The 19837-nt window shown below is 71.5% G+C and carries 3 protein-coding genes; 1 reads left to right on the forward strand and 2 read right to left on the reverse strand.

Annotated features, from left to right (window positions below; genetic code table 11):
* Both ON21_RS32255 and ON21_RS32260 read right to left on the reverse strand, forming a co-directional pair.
* A partial coding sequence (locus ON21_RS32255; protein WP_039804398.1) for a beta-ketoacyl [acyl carrier protein] synthase domain-containing protein occupies positions 1-678 on the reverse strand: 678 nt, incomplete at its 3' end.
* Positions 679-731: 53 nt separating this feature from the next.
* A complete protein-coding gene (locus ON21_RS32260; RefSeq protein ID WP_051021576.1) occupies positions 732-17435 on the reverse strand; it encodes an SDR family NAD(P)-dependent oxidoreductase in 16704 nt (5567 codons plus the stop codon).
* A 1757-nt stretch (positions 17436-19192) separates the two neighbouring features.
* Between ON21_RS32260 and ON21_RS32265 the strand changes: the two genes are divergently transcribed.
* Positions 19193-19798 carry a YdcF family protein gene (locus ON21_RS32265; protein WP_051021577.1) on the forward strand — a complete coding sequence of 202 codons (606 nt, stop codon included), beginning with the start codon at positions 19193-19195 and terminating at the stop codon, positions 19796-19798.
* The last annotated feature ends 39 nt before the right edge of the window (positions 19799-19837 follow it).

Here is a 19837-nt window from a genome sequence, read left to right on the forward strand (position 1 = left end):
GCCTTCGCCGCGGACGGTACCGTCGGCCCGGTCGTCGAAGGTGTGGCATTTCCCGGTCGCCGAATGCGCGCCGAACTTCTCGTACCGTTCCCCGCTCAACGGAGACAGGATGAGATTCAGTCCGCCCGCCACGGCCACGTCGCATTCGCCCCTGCGGATCGCTTCGCAGCCCAGGTGCACCGCGACCAAGGACGAGGACTGCCCGCTGTCGACGACCATGCTGGGTCCGGTGAACCCGTAGTGGTTCGAGATCCGGTTGGCGACGACTCCGCGGCCGACGGCCCACAGCGAATGCCGTCCGACGCCGGTGCTGCCCTGCGAGGCCACGATCTCGGCGAAATCGGTGCCGGTGCAACCGAGGAACACGCCGGCCCGCGCCCCCGTCGCGTCGCCGAGACCGGCGTCCTCCCAGGCCTCCCAGCTGAGTTCGAGTCCGAGCAACTGCTGGGGGTCGATGGCGTTCGCCTCGTTCGGCGGGACCCCGAAGAATCCGGCGTCGAATTCCGTTGCCGAGTCGAGGAATCCCGCTGTCTCCGCGATGCCGGGCCGGTCGGCGGGCGCCTGCCCGACGGCATCGCGGCCCTCGCGCAGCAATCGCCAGAACTTCTCCAGGTCGGATGCGCCCGGCATCCGGCACGACATTCCGACGATAGCGATGTCACTCGCCGCTTCGACCATGGGATTTCCTCTGTCTCGCCGCTTCGATGCCACGTGCCGCGCCCGTCCGGCGGTCATCGCGGATCCCCGTCACTGCCTGCCGCCGACCGCGCGAGCGTCGGCTCCTTGTCGTCGAATTCGCCCAGCCAGCGCCGTATCTCGGCCGCGACGGCCGAGGTGGCGGCCCCGATGATCGAGAAGTGGTCGGCGTCCAACTCGACCGTCTCGCCGGTGTGCAGCCAGGCCGGTACCGGCTCGTCGAGGTCCAGCCCCGGCAGCGGCGTCGCGGCCCGCAGATCGAACGTCGGCGCGTCGATCGGCAACGGTTTGCGCGCGTCGAACAACCGCGCGTATTTCGCCATGGCGACCAGACCGTGATCACCGATCTCGGTGACCTCGTGTCCGAGGTCGAGCACGGAGCCGATCGCGCTCAGCAGCACCCGGCGGTTCTGTTCCGGATCGTCGGGTGAATACGTGTCGAGCAGGATCACCGCGGCCGGGCCGCGCCCGTCCTGTTCGAGCCGATGCGCCAGCGCATGCGCGATCGCGCCGCCCGCCGAATAGCCCAGCAGCACGACCGGCCGGTCGTCGCCGCGATTGCGCACCGCCGCCGCCAGATGATCCAGCAGCACGTCCCACGACTCCGGCAGCGCCTCGCCCGGCTGCGTACCGGGCAGACGCAGCGCCGCGATCGTCCGGTCGCCGCCGAGTTCCCTGGCCAGCCGGGCGAACTGGTGCGGACCGGTGCCGACCACGAACGACGGAACACAGAGCAGTGTCGCCTGTCCGGCACCCCTGCTCAGGGGAATCGACGCCGGGCGCTGCCCCGCCGCGTCGGCGAAGGTGTCCACGAGTTCGGCGCTCTCCAGCAGCATCGGTATCGCGGCGCCGACCCGGCCGCGCCGGTGCGCGGCCAGCACCAGCTCGGTGAGCGCGCCCCTGGCCCCGGTCTCCACGGACACCGCGGGCACGGCGACGGGCGCGTCCGTGGGCACCATCTCCGCGATGCGGGAACCCAGGTAGGCCGCCAGGGCCTCGCCGGTGGGATGGTCGAAGACGAGTGTCGAGGGCAGCGCCAGGCCGGTGGCCTTCGCCAGGCGGTTGCGGAACTCGATGCCCGCGAGCGAGTCGAAGCCCAGCTCCGTGAACGGAGCTCGCGGATCGATCGCGTCGCCGGAGGTGTGGCCGAGGCTCGCGGCGATGTGCTCGCGAACGGCGGCGAGTACCACGCCCGCGCGGTCGGCTTCGGCGGTCGCGGCCAGCTGCTGCGCCAGCGACCGCACCCCGCCCGCCCGTCGCGGCGCCGCGGTGACCAGGGAGCCGAGCATCCTGGGCAACGCGCCCGCGGCGGCCAGGGCGTTGAGCACCGTGGAATCCAGACGCACGCCGACACCGGTCGGCTCGCCCGCGGCTATGGCGTTGTCCAGCAATGCCATTCCGTAGTCGTCGTCCAGCGGGATCAGGCCCTCACGGCGCATCCGCGCGATGCCGGCCTCGGTGAGGGTGCTCGTCATTCCGCTGTCCGCGCGCCACGGTCCCCACGCGAGGGACGTGGCGGGCAACCCGCGGTGGCGCCGGTGCTGGGCGAGCGCGTCGAGGAAGGCGTTCGCCGCCGCGTAGTCGGCCTGGCCCGGGCTGCCGATCGTCCCCGCGAACGAGGAGAACAGCACGAACATCGCCAGATCGAGATCGGCGGTGGCTTCGTGCAGGTGCCAGGCCGCGTCGGCCTTGGGTCCCAGCACCGTCGTGAGCCGCTCCGGGGTGAGGTCGGCCAGCAGACCGTCGGCGAGCGCACCCGCGGTGTGCACGACCGCGGTCAGCGGATGTTCCGGCGCAACGGTCGACAGCAGCCGGTCGACGGCCGCCCGGTCGCTCACATCGCAGGAACGCACCTGCACGTGCGCGCCCAGTTCGGTCAGTTCCGCCGCCAGTTCCGCGGCGCCCGGGGCATCCGGGCCGCGCCTGCTCGCCAGCAGCACCCTTCGCACACCGTGCTCGACCACCAGGTGCCGGGCCGTGAGCGCACCGAGGCTGCCGGTGCCACCGGTGACGAGCACCGTGCCGTCGGGGTTCGGTCGCGGCACCCGGGTCCGGTCCGTGTCCGACCCGACGCGGCTCAACCGCGGCACATACACCGCACCGTCGCGCACGGCCACCTGGGATTCCTCGGCCATGGCCAGCGCGGTCGCGACGGCACGGCGGTACTCCGACCGGTCGTCCACATCGACGAGGACGATCCGGCCCGGGTGCTCGTGCTGCGCGCTGCGCAGGAGTCCCCACACCGCCGCGCCCGCGAGATCCACCGGCGCGGTGGGCGTCACGGCGACCGCCCCGTGGGTGACCACGACGACACGGTCGTGGCGGGTCAGGAGTCCGGTGACGCGTGCGGCCGTCTCGGCGAGCCGGGTACGCAGCACGCCGGGCACATCACTGTCCGCCGGTGTGTCCTCGACCCGGATCACGGCGACGGGACCTCTGTCGACATTCACGGTCTCGTCGGCCCCGCTGCCTGCCCAATGCTCGTCCGCGGCAGAGCCGGTGCGCTCCGCGGCCTGCGCGGGCACCCACCGGAGCCGATACGGGTCGTGTCCGGCTCCCGCGCCCGCGGAACGCAGCGTATCGATCGGAATCGGGCGCATGGTCAACGCCGCGATCCGGAAGATCTGCTCGCCGTGCGGATCGGTGAGCGTCACCGCGATCGGCTGGTTGCCCCGGTCACCGGATCCGGGCTCGGCCGCGGTCACCCGTACCCGCGCCGCGCCCGCGCCCACCGCGTGCAGGTCCACGTTCGCCCAGGAGTAGGGAACATAGATCTCGTCCGCAGCGGGCTCCCCGGTGAGGCCGGTGTACCGGATCGCGTGCAGCGCCGCATCCAGCAGCGCCGGATGCAGCCCGAACCGGTCGGCCGCCGAATGCTCCTGTTCCGGCAGGCGCACCTCGGCGAAGACCTCGTCGCCGCGCCGCCACAGCGCGGTCAGCCCCTGGAACAGCGGGCCGTGCCCGTAACCGCGGCCGGCGAACTCGGCGTACATATCGCTGATGTCCACCTGCTGCGCCCCGGCCGGCGGCCAGGTCTCCGGCAGCGGGGTCGCCTCGGCCGATGCCGGTCGCGCGACAAGGGTTCCGGTGGCGTGCCGAATCCATTCCGCCGGTTCCGGCGCGCCGGGACGATGCGGACGCGAATACACCGACACCGCGCGGGCACCGGTGTCGTCGGGGCCGTCGGCCAGCACCCGCAATTCGACCGCGCCGTCGGCGGGCACCGCCAGCGGCGCCGTCACCACGAGCTCGGCCAAGCGCGGGTTGCCGGTCAGCGCGCCGATGTACAGGGCCAATTCGGCGAAGGCGGTGCCCGGCAACAGCACCGTCCCGCCGATCATGTGATCGGCCAGCCACGGATGGCTCGACAGCGACAACCGGCCGGTCGCCACCACGCCGTGCGAGTCGGGCAGCCAGACCGCCGCGCCGAGCAGCGGATGGTCGACATCGTCGAGGCCGGAAGACCGAACGTCCGGGGTGTGCCCTGGGGCGGTCAGCCAATACCGCTGGTGACGGAATGCATACGTGGGCAACGGGATTCGCCGTGCCGAGCCGCCTTCCCACAGCGGCTCCCAGTCCACGTCCAGTCCGGCGACGTGCGCGCACGCCAGGAACGTCACGAAGTGCCGCGCTTCCGCGCCCACGCGACGGGCCGCCGCGGCCGTCGACCATCCGGTCCCGAGTTCGTCGGCGAGGCAGCTGCGGGTCATGGCCGTGAGCACGGCGTCCGGACCGATTTCGAGGAACCGGCGCACGCCGGTGTCGGCGAGTGCCCGGATGCCGGGCGCGAACCGGACGGCCGCGCGAATCTGCCCGACCCAGTACTCCGGGTCGGTGAACGACTCCCCCACCGCCCCGGTCACATTCGACACGATCGGCAGCATCGGTTCCCGGTAGGTCAGTTCTTCGGCGACGGCGCGGAAGGCGGCCAGCGCCGGTTCCATGCGAGCGGAGTGGAATGCGTGGCTGACCTGCAGCCGCGTCGTCTTGTGGCCCTGTGCCGCCAGGGTCGGTTCCAGTTCGTCGATCGCGTCCGCGTCCCCGGAGATCACCACCGCGTCCGGCGCGTTCACCGCGGCGATCGACGCGCGGTCGCCGAAACCGGCGAGCAGTCGCGCCGCATCGGTTTCGGAGACGGATACCGCGAGCATTGCCCCGCCTTCCGGCAGCGCGCCCATCAACCGTCCGCGCGCCGCGACCAGCGCGCACGCGTCCGGCAACGACCACACCCCCGCGACGTACGCCGCCACCAGCTCACCGATCGAATGCCCGATCAGCACGTCCGGGGTGATCCCGAACGACTCCACCAACCGGAACAGCGCCACCTCGAACGCGAACAACGCAGGCTGCGTCCACTCGGTCCGATGCAGCACGCCCGAAGGGTCGGCGAACATCACCTCCCGCAACGACGGCGCCGGATCGCTCACCGAAGGCCCATGCGCCGCGCCGGCCGAGTTCTTCGCGAGCCGGTCGAATTCGACGCACACTTCGTCCAGCGCGCGGGCGAATACGGGGTAGGCCGAGTACAGCTCGGCGCCCATGCCCACCCGCTGCGCGCCCTGACCGGTGAACAGGAACGCGGTCCTACCGGAGCCGGCCGTCCCCTCGACCACGCCGGAACCCGAACCGGCCGCCAATTCCGCCAGTCCCGCCAGCAATTGCTCCCGGTCCCGGCCGACCACGGCGCCGCGCCACTCCAGCTGCGCGCGGGTCCGCACCAGCGAGCGCCCGACAGCACGCGCATCGGCGTCCGGGTGCTCGTCGGCCCAGGCGCGCAGCCGGTCCGCCTGCGCACGCAAACCGGCCTCCGATTTGGCCGACACCACCCACGCGACCACACCGTCCGGATCCGATCGGTGGTCGCGCACGGCGGCCCCTTCGTCGCGTGCGGGCGCTTCCTCGACGATGACGTGCGCGTTCGTCCCACTGATCCCGAACGACGACACCCCCGCACGCCGTACCCGCTCCCCAGCGGGCCAGGGCTCCGCCTCGGTCAGCAGCCGCACCGACCCCGCCGACCAATCCACATGCGGCGACGGCGAATCCACATGCAGCGTCCTCGGCAGCAGCTCGTGCCGCAGGGCCTGCACCATCTTGATCACGCCGCCCACACCCGAGGCCGCGACCGAATGGCCGATGTTCGACTTCAACGAGCCGATCCGCACCGGCTCGGTCCGCCCCTGCCCGTAGGTCGCGATCAACGCCTGCGCTTCGATGGGATCGCCCAGTGGCGTTCCCGTGCCGTGTGCCTCCACCGCGTCGACATCGGCCGGTTCCAGGCCCGCCGCCGCCAGCGCCGACGCGATCACCCGCTCCTGCGACGGACCGTTCGGCGCGGTCAGCCCGTTGGACGCACCGTCCTGGTTCACCGCCGAGCCCCGGATCACCGCCAGCACGTCATGACCCGAGCGCCGGGCGTCCGAGAGCCGTTCGAGGGCCAGCACGCCGACCCCTTCGGACCAGCCGACACCGTCCGCGGCGGCGGCGAACGATTTGCACCGCCCGTCGGGGGCCAATCCCCGCTGCCGTGCGAAGTCCACGTACAGTTCCGGGCTGCCCGACACCGTGACGCCTCCGGCCAGCGCCAGCGACGTCTCCCCGTTCCGCAGCGCCTGGCAGGCCAAGTGCAGCGCCACCAGCGATGACGAGCACGCCGTGTCCACCGTCATGGCCGGGCCTTGCAGACCGAGGACATAGGCCACCCGTCCCGAGGTCACGCTGTCGGAATTCCCGGTCATCCGGAATCCCTCGTACGCACCGACGACCCGCTCGGAATAGCCGGACGGGGTAGCGCCGACGAACACTCCGGTATCGCTGCCGCGCAGCGCGGTCGGATCGATACCGGCGTCTTCCAATGCCTCCCAGGCGGCCTCGAGCATCAACCGCTGCTGCGGATCCATGGCCGTCGCCTCACGCGGGCCGATGCCGAAGAAGGCGGCGTCGAACGCGCCCGCGTCGGTGAGGAATCCGCCCTCGCGCACGTAGGTGGTCCCGGGTTCGTCCGGGTCCGGATGGTACAGCCGATCGAGGTCCCAGCCCCGGTCCGTGGGGAACGGCGTGATCGCGTCCGTACCGGAGACCAGCAACTGCCACAGTTGCTCCGCGGAGCTCACGCCACCGGGATAACGGCAGCTCATGCCGACGATGGCGATCGGCTCGTCCGCGCGGATCCGCGGTGTCACCCGCGCCGGGCGTGGTCGGGCGGCAGGCGCGTCCGCGATCCTGGACACGAGGAACTCGGCCACCGCACGGGAGTTCGGGTGGTCGAATACCAGGGTGGAGGGCAGTGGCAGCCCGGTGGCCTTGGCCAGCCGGTTGCGGAATTCCACACCGGCCAGCGAGTCGAAGCCCAATTCCGTGAACGCGGTTTCGGGGTCGATCGCCTCCGCGGTGGCGTGCCCGAGCACCGCTGCCGCCTGCTCCCGGGTGACGGCCAGGGCCACCTCGGCACGGTCGGCGGCCGCGGCCGAAGCCAGCCGCCCGACCGGGTCGCCGCCGGCACGAGCGGGCCGCGCGGACGTGGGGGCCAGCGCACCGAGCAGTTTCGGGAGCGCTCCCGCCTCGGCCTGCTCGGTCAGTCCCGATCGATCGAATTCCGCGCCGACCACCAGCGCCGAGCCCGCGGTGAGCGCGGCGTCGAAGAGGGACAGTCCCGTCGTGTCGCCGAGCGGACGGAAACCCAACCGCCGCAGGCGTTCCAACCCCGACTCACCCAGCTCACCGGTCATCCCGGTGCCCGCGTTCCACGGACCCCAGGCCACCGATAGCGCGGGCAGCCCCGCGGCGCTGCGCGACCGGACCACCGCGTCGGCGAACGAGTTCGCGGCCGCGTAGTTGCCCTGCCCCGGGGAACCGGCCAGCCCGGCCAGCGACGAGAACACCACGAACGCGGAGAGATCCGAGTCCCGCGTCGCCTCGTGCAGCAGCCAGGTTCCGTCCGCCTTCGGGCGCAGCACCCGATCCACTTGTCCCGCGGTGAGTGTCTCGACCGTGCCGTCGTCCACCACGCCGGCGGCATGCACGATGCCGGACAACGGGAACCGCTCCGGCACCGCAGCCAGCACCTCGGCGAGGGCGCTGGGATCCGCGATGTCACACGCTTCGACATCCACCTGGGCGCCCAGCGCGGACAGGTCAGTGAGGAGTTCCGCAACCCCTGCGGCGGCGCGACCGCGCCGCGAGACCAGCAAGAGCCGCCGAACGCCGTGCTCGGTCACCAGGTGTCGCGCGATCAACGCGCCCAGCCCGCTGGTGCCACCGGTCACCAGCACCGTGCCGGTCCCGAAGGACATCGCCCCGGCCTCCGGTGCGGCCGTGATCCGGCGTACCCGGGGCACCGACAACCGGCCGTCGCGCACCGCGACCTGCGGTTCCTCCGCGGCCAGCACCGCCGATACCGTCCTGGCGTCGATATCGCCGTCCCGATCGAGCAGCACGATCCGCCCCGGATGTTCGGCCTGCACGCTGCGCAGCAGGCCGGCGACGGCAGCGGCCGCCGGGTCGGGTGACTCACCGGGCAACCCGAGCGCGTTCCGCGTCACCACGACCAGCCGCGCCCGGCCGTACCGCGTGTCGGCCAGCCACGACCGCGCCAGTTCCAGTGTCCGCGTGACCCACTGCCTGCCCGCCCGCGCCGGGTCGGTGCCCGCCTCGGCGGTCTCGGCCACCCAGACGATCGTCGCCGCGTCCTGATCGGCGTCGATCGGTTCGCTCAGCTCGGGGACGCGCAGGTCGATTCCCGTCACATCTCCCGCGCCGAGCAGCGCCATCGATCCCGTCGCCTCCGCGATACCGGTGGACACCGGCACCCACTCCACACCGTGCAGCGGCACCGGCGCCGTATTCGACCTGACCCGCTCCACCGTGCGCCGCTCCACCGGATGCACCACAAGGGATTCCGTGCTCAGCACCGGTGCGCCGGACTCGTCGGCCACATCCATCCGGATCCGGTAGCCGCCCGACAGCACCGCCCGGACCCGGACCGGTCCGGAGCCGGACCGGGCCAGCCGCAGGCCGCCGACCGTGACCGGCAGCGGAACCCGCCCGGCGGGCAGCTCGTCCATGACGAAATCGAGCGCGGGGTGCAGACAGGCGTCGAACAACGCCGGATGGATGCCGTAACCCGTGGCCGCCGCGGCGGTGGCGTCGTCCAGCGACACCTCGGCGAACACCTCGTCGCCGCGCCGCCACGCCGCACGCATCCCGCGGAAGGCCGGACCGTATTCCATTCCCAGGCCCGCGATCCGCCGATAGATCGCCTCTTCGTCGAGCTGTTCCGCGCCCGCGGGGGGCCATACCCGATCCCAGCCGGTGGCGAGATCGGGGCCGGGGTCGGCGGCGAGCACGCCACCGGCATGGGGAACCCACGCCTCGGCGTCGTCGAGGTCCGCGGTGCGGGAGTAGAGGGTGAAGCGCCGCCGCCCGTCCGCTTCGGCGGCGCCGACCGACACCTGCACATCGGCGGCGCGCTCACCGAGGGCCAGCGGGATGTCCAACCGCATCTCCTCGACCGAGCGCATGCCGAGCCGCTCGCCGATCGCCGACATCAATTCCAGGTAGGTGGTCGCCGGTACCACCGGCGTGCCGAACACCACGTGGTCGGCGATCCACGGCTGCCTGGCCTGGGACAACTGCCCGGTGAACAGCCATTCGTCCTTGCCCGCGACCGGCACCGCGTCCAGCAGGATCGGATGCTCGACGGCGCCCGCCGCGACCGGCCGGACCACGTCCAGCCAATAGCGCCGACGCTGGAAAGCATAGGTGGGCAGAGGAACACGCAGCGGGGCCCGGCCCGCCAGCAAGGGTTCCCAGTTCACCTCGACACCGGCGTTGCAGGCGTGCCCGAGAAAACCGAGGAACTGGGTGACCTCGTCGACGCCGCGCCTGCTCGCCGCCGCCACGACGGAGCGGGACCCGACCTCCTCGGACAAGCACTGACGGGTCATCGCCGTCAGCACCGCATCGGGGCCCACTTCGAAGAACTTCCGGACACCGAGGTCCACCAGCGTGTCGACTCCCGGGGCGTAGCGGACGGTGTCGCGTATGTGACCGGCCCAGTACAGGGAATCGGACAGCGCCTCGCCTCCGACGACGCCGAAGACGTTCGACACCACCGGCAGCAGCGGGTTCCGGAAGTCGACAGTCGCGGCCAAGGCCTCGAATTCCGGCAGCATCGGTTCCATCAACGCCGAGTGGAACGCGTGGCCGACCCGCAACCGCGACGTCTTGATTCCCTCCGCGGCCAGCACGGGTTCCAGTTCGGCGACAGCCGCTTCGGTACCGGAGATCACGATCGCGGACGGTCCGTTCACCGCCGCGATCGACAGCTTTCCGCGGAACCCGGCGATGACCTCGTCCGCTCGCTCCCGCCCGATGGCCGCGGCCAGCATCGCGCCGCCCTCGGGCAGCGCGCCCATCAGCCGCCCACGCGCCGCCACCAACGCGCACGCGTCGGCGGTCGACAACATGCCCGACACGTACGCGGCGACCAATTCCCCGATCGAATGCCCGATCAGCACATCCGGGGTGATCCCGAAGGACTCGATCAGCCGCACCATCGCCGCCTCGTAGGCGAACAACGCCGGCTGGGTGTACTCCGTGCGGTGCAGGAGGTCCGCACCCGCGGCACCGAAGACGATGTCCCGCAAGGACATTCCCGGCGCGGGGAATTCGAGCAGATCGTCGAACTCGGCGCACAGCTCGTCGAACGCCGCCGCGAAGACCGGGAACGCCGCATACAGCTGGGCGCCCATGCCGACCCGCTGCGCCCCCTGCCCGGTGAACAGGAACGCGACCTTCCCCCCGACGGGGCCGCCCTCGGTCACTCCCGGCGACCCCGCGCCGGTCGCCAGATCCGCCAGCCCGGCCAGCATGGCCTCGCGGTCGCGCGCGACCACGGCGGCGCGCCGATCGAATCGGGCCCGCGTCGTCAGCAGCGAATGAGCCACGTCCACCGGATCGACGTCGGGCCTGGCCTCGATCCACTCGCGCAACCGAGCGGCCTGCGCCCGCAGCCCCGCTTCGGTTTTCGCCGACATCAGCAGGGGGATTCCCGGCGTCCTGGGCGAACCCGCCGGTTTCGGCGCCTGCGCGCGCTGCGGGGCGACCGGCGCTTCCTCCACGATGACGTGGGCATTGGTGCCGCTGATCCCGAACGCGGACACGCCGGCCCTGCGCACCCGCTCCACCGAGGCCGACCACGGCCGCTGTTCGGTCAGCAACCGCACCGCACCCGCCGACCAGTCCACGTGCGGCGACGGCGCGTCCACGTGCAACGTCTTCGGCAGCAGCTCGTGCCGCAACGCCTGCACCATCTTGATCACGCCACCGATCCCGGCGGCGGCCTGGGCATGCCCGATATTCGACTTCAGCGATCCGACCCACAGCGGTTCGGTCCGGCCCTGCCCGTAGGTCGCCATCAGCGCCTGCGCTTCGATCGGGTCGCCCAGCGGGGTGCCCGTGCCGTGCGCCTCCACCGCGTCCACGTCCTCGGGCGCGAGTCCGGCGGTGGCCAGCGCCGCCGCGATCACCCGTTCCTGCGACGGACCGTTCGGCGCGGTCAGCCCGTTGGACGCGCCGTCCTGGTTCACCGCCGAACCCCGGATCACCGCCAGCACGTCGTGACCGAGCCTGCGCGCGTCCGACAGCCGCTCGAGCACCAGCACACCCACGCCTTCGGCCCAGCCGACGCCATCGGCGGAAGCCGAGAAGGCCTTGCACCGCCCGTCCCTGGACAGCCCGCGCTGCCGCGAGAACTCGACGAACATGAACGGTGTCGACATCACCTGGGCGCCACCGGCCAGCACCAGCGAACTCTCCCCTTGGCGCAGCGCCTGGCAGGCCAGGTGGATGGCCACCAGCGAGGAGGAGCAGGCGGTGTCGATCGTGACCGCCGGACCCTCGAATCCGAAGGTGTAGGCCACGCGACCGGAGAGCACGCTACTGGTCGAACCGGTACCGATATAGCCCTCGGCCACCGCACCCGCGGCCTTGGCGATCTCCTCGTAGTCCTGATAGGAGACCCCGGTGAACACGCCGGTGTCACTGCCGCGCAGTGCCGACGGATCGATACCGGCGTACTCGAGCGCTTCCCACGAAGCCTCCAGCAGCAACCGCTGCTGCGGATCCATCGCCGCCGCCTCGCGCGGTCCGATCCCGAAGAAGCCCGCGTCGAAATCCGCCATGCCGGAAAGGAATCCACCTCGGTCCAGGTAGGAGGTGCCCGGGTGATCGGGGTCGGGATCGAACAACCGATCCAGATCCCACCCCCGATCGGCGGGGAACTCGCCGATCGCGTCCGCACCGGCGGCGACCAGCTCCCACAGTCCCTCCGGCGAGGCGATGCCGCCCGGATACCGGCAGCTCATCCCGACGATGGCGATCGGCTCATCGGTACGGATCCGACGCGTCACCCGCGCGGGCCGCCCGGCCTCGGTTTCGGTCGCCTCACCCAGTCGCGAGCGCAGGAAAGCCGCCACCGCCGCGGCGGTCGGGTGATCGAAGACCAGCGTCGAGGGCAGCTGCACGCCGGTGGTCTTGGCGAGACGATTACGGAACTCGACACCGGCGAGCGAATCGAAACCGAGTTCGGTGAACGGCGCGGCGGGATCGATGGCGTCGCCGGAGATATGGCCGAGCACACCGGCGACTTGTTCGCGTACGACGTCGAGCACGATCGCGGCCCGCTCCGGCGCGGGCGCGGCGGCCAGTCTGCGCGCCAATGTCCCGCTCGTCTCCGTGGCCCGCCGCACCGGCACCGTGACGATCGACTGCAACAGCCGCGGCAGCATCCCTTCCCTGGCCTGCACCGCCAGCGCCTCGGTGTCGAACTCCGTCGCGATCACGACCGGCGACGACGCGGCGACGGCGCGATCGAACAGCGCCAAGCCATCCGCCGTTTCCAACGGCCGCACGCCGAGGCGGCCCATCCGCGCCATCGCTGCACCGCCCAGACCGCTGGTCATGCCGATGCTCTGATTCCACGAGCCCCAGGCGATCGATACCGCGGGCAGGCCCGCGGTCCGCCGCCGGAAGGCCAGCGCGTCCAGAAACGCGTTCGCCGCCGCGTAATTGCCCTGGCCGGACGTGCCGACCACACCCGCGACCGAGGAGAACAGCACGAACGCGGCGAGGCCCCGATCGGCGGTCAGCTCGTGCAGGTGCCAGGCGGCGTCGGCCTTCGACGCCAGCACTCGGTCGAGCTGCTCGGCGGTCAGGGTCTCGATGGTGGCGTCGTCGAGCACACCCGCGGAATGGATCACCGCGCTGGGCGCGAACTCGCCGGGCAGATCCGCCAGCAGCGCCGCGACCGCGGCCCGGTCGCCCACATCGCAGGCCGCCACCCGCACCTGCGCGCCCGCCGAGGTCAGCTCGCTCACCAGGCCGGCCACTCCGTCGGACCGGTCACCGCGCCGTGAGAGCAGCACCAGCCGCCGCACGCCGTGTGCGGCGACGACGTGACGCGCCACCTCGGCTCCCAATCCGCTGGTGCCGCCGGTGATCAGCACCGCACCCGCACCCAGACCGTTCCCGTCCGCCGTCCCCGCGTGCTGCCTGCGCAACCGCGCGACGCGCAGTTCGCCGCCGCGCACGACCAGTTGCGGTTCCTTCGACCGCACCGCCGCGGCGATCACTTCGGCCGTGAGGTCTTCCTCGGGGGACGCGTCGAGGAGCACGAACCGGCCGGGGTGCTCGACCTGGGCGCTGCGCACCAGACCGCACACCGCGGCGCCGGCCGGGTCCGGGCTCTCGCCAGGCAGGCCCGCGGCGCCCCGCGTCAGAACGACCAGTCGCGCATCGCGCCACCGTTCCTCGGCCTGCCACGTCCGCACCAACTCCAGCGCCGCCCGCAGCCAGGCGCGCGTCCGCGCGGTCATGTCACCGTCCGCCGCTGCGTCCGGCGACCACACGACGATCGCCGGCGGCGCCTGTTCGCCGAACAGATCGGCCGCTGCCACCGCGCGGCGATCGGCACCCGCGACAGTCGCGGCGCCGAGCAGCGCGATCGTCCCCGCCGCCCCGCCCGCGTCCGCGGCCACCGGTACCCATTCGACATCCGACAGGGATGCCCGGCGTCCGGCCCCCAGGTCGAGCGCCTTGGCATCCACCGGGCGAGCCGTCAGCGCGTCGAGGCTCAGCACGGGCGCTCCGGACTCGTCATAGGCGGCCACCCGGATGCGTCCTGCTCCGGTCCGTTCCAGACGCACTCGCAAGGCCGTCGCCCCGGCGCGGTACAGCCGTACCCCGGCGAACGAGAACGGCAAAGGCAGCCTGCCCGTCGGCATGTCGTCGGCCAGTTCGGTGATCGCGGTGTGGAAGGCGGCATCGAGCAGGGCCGGGTGGATGCCGAAGGCCGGTCCCTGCGCACCGGGCTCGGTCGCGAGCGACACCTCGGCGAGCAGGTCGGCACCGTCGCGCCAAGCCGACGTGACGCCCTGGAACAGCGGACCGTAGCCGAAGCCGAGCCGCGCCAACCGGTCGTAGAGGCCGTCGACCGGCACCGGTTCGGCCTCGGCCCGCGGCCATCGCGCGTCCTCCGGCGCGGCGTGCGGCCCTGATCCGACCCAGGTCGGCACACTCTCCTCGGTCGGCACGAGGACACCGTTGGCGTGCGAAACCCATTCGCCCGCATCGCTTTCACCCGGCACGGCCGCACGCGAATAGATCACGAACCGGCGTGCGCCCGCGTCGTCGGCCTGCTCGACGGTCAGCTGGACATCGATCGCGGTGTCGTCGGTGAACGACAGCGGCGCTTCCAACAGCAGTTCCTCGACGAATCCGGCGCCGAGCCGGGCCCCCGCCGTCAGCGCCAGTTCCACGAACGCGGCGCCGGGCAGCAGCGCCGACCCGAAGACGGTGTGCTCGGCCAACCACGGGTGCGTCCGCGACGACAGCCGACCGGTGAACAGCCATTCGTCCCGCCCCGCCAACGGCACGGCGCCGGTGAGCATCGGATGATCCGATGACTCCAGTGACGGCTCGATCCCGAGCGGCTCCAACCAGTACCGCTGCCGCTGAAAGGCATACGTCGGCAACGACACGCGTTCCGTTGCCCGTCCGGCGAAAAGGGGGCGCCAGTCCACCTCGACACCGGCGATGTGGGCTTGCGCGAGCATGGTGACGTACTGCGTCACCTCGTCGGCCGAACGACGTGTCGCAGCCGCCACCATCGACTCGGCTTCGACCTGCGGATCTTCCGCCAGGCAGCGACGCGCCGACGCGGCCAGCACCGCGTCCGGGCCGACTTCGACGAAGCGGCGGACCCCGGCGGCCACGAGCGCGTCCACGCCCGGCGCGAACCGCACGCAACCGCGCAGGTGCTCGACCCAGTAGCCCGGGTCGGTGAGTTCGACCCCGGCGAGCGCGCCGGAGACGTTCGACACCACCGCGACCGTGGGCGCGCGATACGTCAGCCGCTCTGCGACAGTGCGGAATTCGGCGAGCATGGGATCCATCCGCGCGGAATGGAACGCGTGGCTCACTTGCAGCCGAGAAACCCTGACCCCCGCGTCGGTCAACTGCCGCTCGACCGCACCGACGGCGTCCGTGTCGCCGGAGAGAACCACCGACGACGGACCGTTCACCGCCGCCACCGACAGCAGGCCACCGTGGGCGGCCGCGATCTCGACGGCCCGCTGCTCGGTCACCGCCGCGGCGAGCATGGCGCCGCCTTCGGGCAACGCACCCATCAACCGCCCACGCGCCGCCACCAACGCGCACGCGTCCTCCAGCGACCACACCCCCGCCACATACGCCGCCACCAACTCACCGATCGAATGACCGATCAGCACGTCGGGAGTGATGCCGAACGACTCGACGAGCCGGAACAGCGCCACCTCGAACGCGAACAGCGCGGGCTGCGTGAACTCGGTGCGATGCACCAACTCCCCGCCCGCCGCCCCGAAGACGATGTCGCGCAACGAGACGCCCGGACCGAGCAGGCGATCGAACTCGGCGCACAACTCGTCGAACGCCGCGGCGAACACCGGGAACGCCGCGTACAACCCCGCCCCCATACCAACTCGCTGCGCGCCCTGACCGGTGAACAAGAAGGCCGTCTTCCCCGATCCGGCCACACCTTCGAGCACACCCGCGGAAGCGCCGGCCGCCAGTTCCGCCAACCCGGCCAGCACCTGGTCGCGATCGCTGCCTGCCACCGCGGCGCGCCGGTTCCACTGCGCCCTCGTCTCGATCAGCGCGGACGCCACGCTCCACAGGTCGGCGTCCGGATGCTCGACCAGCCACGCGCGCAACCGCGCCGCCTGGTCGCGCAGCGCGTCGTCGGTCTTCGCCGACACGAGCAACGGGACGACGTCCGCCGCGCAGGCGGGTCCGGCTTCGCCGTCGGCGGACTCGCCGTCGGACCCGGCGACCGGCGCGAGGGCCTCCTCCACGATCACGTGCGCGTTCGTGCCACTGATCCCAAACGACGACACACCCGCCCGCCGCACCCGCTCCACCGAAGCGGGCCAGGCCTCCGCCTCGGTCAACAGCCGCACCGCACCCGCAGACCAATCCACGTGCGGTGAAGGCGCGTCCACGTGCAACGTCTTCGGCAGCACCCCGTGCCGCAGCGCCTGCACCATCTTGATCACACCGCCGACACCAGCCGCTGCCTGCGCATGGCCGATGTTCGACTTCAGGGAACCGATCCGCAGCGGCTCCTCCCGCTGCTGTCCGTACGCGGCGATCAGAGCCTGCGCCTCGATCGGATCGCCCAGCGACGTCCCCGTGCCGTGCGCCTCGACCGCGTCCACATCGGCGGGCGTCAGCCCTGCCGCGGCCAGCGCCGAGGCGATCACCCGCTCTTGCGACGGACCGTTCGGCGCGGTCAAGCCATTGCTCGCCCCGTCCTGATTCACCGCCGAACCGCGGATCACGGCGAGCACCTCATGCCCCGCCCGCCGCGCGTCCGACAGGCGCTCCAGCACCAGCACGCCGACGCCCTCGCCCCAGCCCACCCCATCGGCCGCCGCCGAGAACGCCTTGCAGCGGCCGTCGCGCGACAGACCCCGCTGCCGGGAGAACTCGATGAACAGGAACGGCGTCGACATCACCGTGACGCCGCCCGCGAGCGCGAGCGACGCCTCGCCGCGCCGCAGCGCCTGACAGGCCAGGTGGATGGCCACCAGCGACGACGAACACGCCGTGTCCACCGACACGGCGGGGCCTTCCAGACCCAACGTGTAGGCCACCCGGCCCGAGACCACACTGCCCGTCGAACCGATACCCGCGTAGCCCTCCGCGATCGGTCCGGCGGCCCTGGCGGTGTGCTCGTAGTCCTCGTACATGACACCGGCGAACACGCCGGTATCGCTGCCGCGCAGCGAGGTCGGGGCGATCCCGGCGTTCTCCAAGGCCTCCCAGGACGCCTCCAGCAGCAGCCGCTGCTGCGGATCGGTCGCCGCCGCCTCCCGGGGGCCGATGCCGAAGAATCCCGCGTCGAAGTCGCCCGCGTTGCGCAGGAAGCCGCCCTCCCGCGTGTACACCTTGCCGAAGCGGTCCGGATCGGGGTCGAACAGCCCCTCGAGATCCCAGCCCCGGTCCGCCGGGAACCCGCCCACCGCGTCCACTTCCGCCGCGACCAGCTCCCACAGCTGCTCCGGCGATTCGACGCCGCCCGGATAGCGGCAGCTCATGCCGACGATCGCGATCGGCTCGTCGATCTTCTCCCGCAACCGGGTCAGATCGTCGCGCGTCGTCATGAGCTCGACGGTGACCTTCTTCAGGTACTCCAACATGCGGTCGGACGATTCACCAGCGCTCGAGTTCACGTTTCACATCCCGGGTATCGCAGGGTCGACGAAGGAACCCGGCGTCGCGAGCAGCGGCGCGGGTCGGCGAGAGAACTACCGAGTAGTTCGGTCAGGTATCGGTGACGAAGCCGCCGGCCCAGGCCCGGGCGAGCGGCACGGCTCGCTCGCGCGCGCAGGCCCGGCACCGCCGGATACGGGGCGTACGAGGTCGTCCGAGCGCGGTGATCCCGGACTTCGACGACCGTGCCCGGCGGTCAGCGACGTGACTGCGTATTCCAGCAGAAGAATGTTTCTCGGCGGTTACCGAGATGGACATCTCGAAGTCACCTTCGCTGACGGTAAACCCGACACCGTGGAGCACTTCATATACCACGTATCTTTATCCGTGGCGAGCGCCCGGTTTCCCATTGCTGAGAAGATGAACCCATAGCACATGCACAATCTTTCTTCGGCAGAGCAAAGCGCCAGGACGACCGTCCAGTCGCGTGCTGAGCGTTAGCCTGCCAGCCGTTCCGGTTTCCCGCAAGTGATACGTGGACCGCCGTTGTTTCCCGGATCGGGCACGGATCAGAGCTTCCCCCGGAGGGGAATCGAGCCCCGTCCCGCGCGCATGGAACCGGCGGGGCGAACCCTTGGCGGCAGGCCGCTCGCATCGATGTCATGTGTGAATGCCGCGAGTGTGCACCGCCCGGCGCTATGGGCAAACCACCGCCGAGACCCCGGGCGGAGCTGCGGATCCCGAGCCCGGACCCGTTGCGCGACGGAGCAAGGCATGCGGTCCGCCTACGTGCCAACCGGCGAAGGGGCGTAACAACACCGTTGCTGGCCGGCGATTCCTGCACCGAGCCCGAAAACAGGAGACCGTTGTTTCTCGGCCCGCCCGAACTGTTTCCCATCGAATTCACGAAGGTGGACGGACAGGTGGAAATCACCCGGAAAAAGCCGGACAGGAATGCGACTCCGATCCGATTTCCGGGCACGCCGAATCCATAATCACTCCCGCCGCGGTGTGCATACCGGAAACACGACCCCACCCTGTCGATCGATGCCCGAATTATCGCGGTTCGCCGGCACGGCAGCCTCCGACGAAATCAGAGGTTTTGTTCACGTGAACAAAACTATTGCCGAGGCGATGGAGCAAAAAGAATTGGCGAGCGCGAACGGCGACCACCGAGATTCGGCACAGCAGCCGCCGAGTGCGGTCGGCCGGGCCCGGAACGCCCTGATGCCCACCGAGCGGAGGGTGCGAGGGTCCGCTCGGTGGGCACACCGCCGCGCGCCGGGGACGTGCGCGCCGGACAGAGGCGGGTTGCGGGATCCCGTCCGGCGAGCGAAGCGCGTGGCGGCCGGTGCTTCCGTCGAGCGGGCGGGCGAAGTCAGGGCACGAGCCACGCCGCTCGACGGAAACAGGTTGCGCACGGTGCCTGGCGGCCTGCCGGCCGACGGCACCGAAGCCGGGCCAACGCTAGAACCGGCGAACGCGGCCGCCTATGCGCAACGACCGGGTCTGGAGACCTCACGAACGCGTTCGGCGCGGCCAGGGAATCGGCACAAAGAAGAATGAAGACAAGCTCCCGGAATTCGGCGACGAGGTCGTCCGGCACAAGCGAGCGGCACGGAATCGGTGAATTGTCCAGATCACCAGGCGATCACGGTTCCGCAACGGCCCGCGGCCGCATCATGGACGAACGCCGCACCCCAGCCATCGGTGACCATCCGGTGGCCGACCGCCGGGAGTTTCCATGTCCGCCATCGTGATTCCACTCGCCCGCACCTTGCTGGGCGTGGTCGCCGTCGCCGCCGCGCTGACCCATCTCCCCGCCGCCGCGGCGGAGGGCTCGGGGTCCGCCGACGTGGGACCCGCGACCGCCGGACCACAGGCGCCGATCCCAGCGCCCATGCCGACACCGCGCGGACCGGTGACCGCCATCGTCGTGCTCGGCTACGGACTGCTGCCCGACGGCGGCATGCGCCCGGAGCTGGTCGACCGCCTGCACGCCGGATACTTGCAGGCCCTGCTGGCTCCCGTCTCGCCGATCATCGTGACCGGCGGCAACGCGCACAACGGCGTCACCGAGGCACGGGCCATGGCCGACTGGCTGATCGCGCGCGGCGTCCCCGCCGCGCGCGTCCATCTGGAACCGGAGGCGGCCACGACCGCGCAGAACGCGGAACGCTCGGCGACGATCATGCGCGCGATCGGCGCGCGCGACGCCGTGTTGATCACCTCGGCCGACCACCTCGACCGCGCGGTCGGCACCTTCCACGACGCCGGGGTGGACGTCGTCGGCACCGTGACTCCCGAGCAGGTGCCTGCCCTGGTCCGGCGGTTCGGCCCGCGCCCGTGACGAGCGCCCACCGCCGTCCACACCGTTTCGCATGACAGG

The organism is Nocardia araoensis NBRC 100135, from assembly GCF_000308435.1.
GTDB classification, from domain to species: Bacteria; Actinomycetota; Actinomycetes; order Mycobacteriales; family Mycobacteriaceae; genus Nocardia; species Nocardia araoensis.